We start from the raw sequence: 1894 nt of genomic DNA on the forward strand, positions 1-1894 counted from the left end.
GCCCACGCCGGCGCCGGCTACACCGTCGGTCAGTGCCCTGCCCCTCGGCTCGCTACCGCTCGGCCGCCACCGTTCAGGCCAGCACGTCGGCCAGCGGGAGCACGTCCATGCCGTGCGCCTCGGCGACCGGGCCGTAGGTGACCTGACCGGCGTGGGTGTTGAGGCCCAGCGCCAGCGCCGGGTCGTTGCGCAGCGCCTCGCGCCAGCCCTGGTTGGCCAGTTCCAGGGCGTACGGCAGGGTGACGTTGGTCAGCGCGTAGGTGCTGGTGTTCGGCACCGCGCCGGGCATGTTCGCCACGCAGTAGAAGATCGACTCGTGGACCTTGTAGACCGGGTCGGCGTGCGTGGTGGGGCGCGAGTCCTCGAAGCAGCCGCCCTGGTCGATGGCGATGTCGACGAGAACGCTGCCCGGCTTCATCCGGGAGACCAGCTCGTTGGAGACCAGCGTCGGGGCCTTCGCGCCGGGCACCAGCACCGCGCCGATGACCAGGTCGGCGTCGAGCACGGCGCGCTCGACCTCGTAAGCGTTGGAGGCGACGGTCTGCAGGTGGCCCCGGTAGATCGCGTCGGCCTGCCGCAGCCGGGCGACGTTCTTGTCCAGCAGCAGCACCTCGGACTGCAGACCCAGCGCGATCGCGGCGGCGTTCATGCCGGAGACACCGGCGCCGATGACCACGGTCTTGGCCGCGTACACGCCGGAGACACCGCCGGGCAGCACACCACGCCCACCACCGGTACGCATCATGTAGAAGGCGCCCACCTGCGGGGCGAGCCGGCCGGCGACCTCGGACATCGGGGCGAGCAGCGGCAGCGACCGGTCGGGCAGCTCGACGGTCTCGTACGCGATGCCGGTGACCCGGCGGTCGATCAGCGCGTCGGTGCACTCCTTGGAGGCGGCCAGGTGCAGGTAGGTGAAGAGCACCTGCCCCTCGCGCATCCGGTGGTACTCCTCGGCGATCGGCTCCTTGACCTTGAGGACCAGCTCGGCGGTCTCCCACACCTCGTCGGCGGTGGCGAGGATCTTCGCGCCGGCGGCGGCGAACTCCTCGTCGGTGATGCTGGAGCCAACCCCGGCGCCGGACTCGACGAAGACCTGGTGGCCGCTGCGGGTGAACTCGTTGACACCCGCTGGCGTGATCGCCACGCGGTACTCGTGGTTCTTGACCTCGCGTGGGATTCCGACCTTCACGATGCAGACACCTCTCTTCGGGGCTGCTCTCCCCCGACTGCTCGGTGCCACGACGGCCCCTTTGCCGCCGCGGTACACCGGTCCTGCGGCGGCAGTCTAGGCGCGCCCGGTGCCGCCGCGAGCCAGCACAGTGACACCCGGTGCCCGGGTGTCCTGACGATGTGTCAGGGCACCGCCGAGATACGGCGGTCGAGCGTCACCTCAGCCAACAGGACAATGTTTCACCACTATCGTCCCATCTGCCGGGCGGCGGTGCGGACAGCCGGCGAGTGGATCACTAATGTGTCCGCCCATGACCACTCCTCCTTACCAGCCCGGTTACCCCGAGCCGGGGTACCCCCAGGGCGTCTCCGACAAGAGCAAGATCGTCGCGGGTATCCTCGGCATCCTGCTCGGCACCTTCGGTGCCGGTCGGTTCTACACCGGACACACCAAGATCGCCGTTCTCCAGCTCGTCGTGAGCGTGGTGACCTGCGGCCTCGGCGCTTTCTGGGGCCTCATCGACGGCATCCTCATCCTGGTCAACGGCGGCACGGACGCGCAGGGCCGTCCGCTGCGCGACTCCTAGACCAGCAAGCGAAAGGGGCCCCGCGGTTGTACGCGGGGGCCCGTTGGCGCGTACTACCCCGACCCGCTGGACCCGCGGCGACGCTCACCGCGGCCGAGGCGCGTCCGCCCCCCCCAGAGACGCGAAGCACATCGGAA

At 70.1% G+C, this 1894-nt stretch carries 2 protein-coding genes; one reads left to right on the forward strand and one right to left on the reverse strand.

Going from position 1 to position 1894, the window contains the following annotated elements; translation table 11 throughout:
- Positions 1-73: 73 nt before the first annotated feature.
- Positions 74-1189, reverse strand: a complete 1116-nt coding sequence (gene ald, locus AB0B48_RS32965) for an alanine dehydrogenase (RefSeq protein WP_357208530.1) — start codon at positions 1187-1189, stop codon at positions 74-76.
- Between the two features lie 229 nt (positions 1190-1418).
- On the opposite strand from ald, the gene AB0B48_RS32970 reads away from it, so the two are divergent.
- Positions 1419-1757, forward strand: coding sequence for a TM2 domain-containing protein (locus AB0B48_RS32970; protein WP_357208534.1), 339 nt, complete (start codon positions 1419-1421; stop codon positions 1755-1757).
- The last annotated feature ends 137 nt before the right edge of the window (positions 1758-1894 follow it).

This window comes from Micromonospora sp. NPDC049089 (genome assembly GCF_040648775.1).
Lineage (GTDB): Bacteria > Actinomycetota > Actinomycetes > Mycobacteriales > Micromonosporaceae > Micromonospora.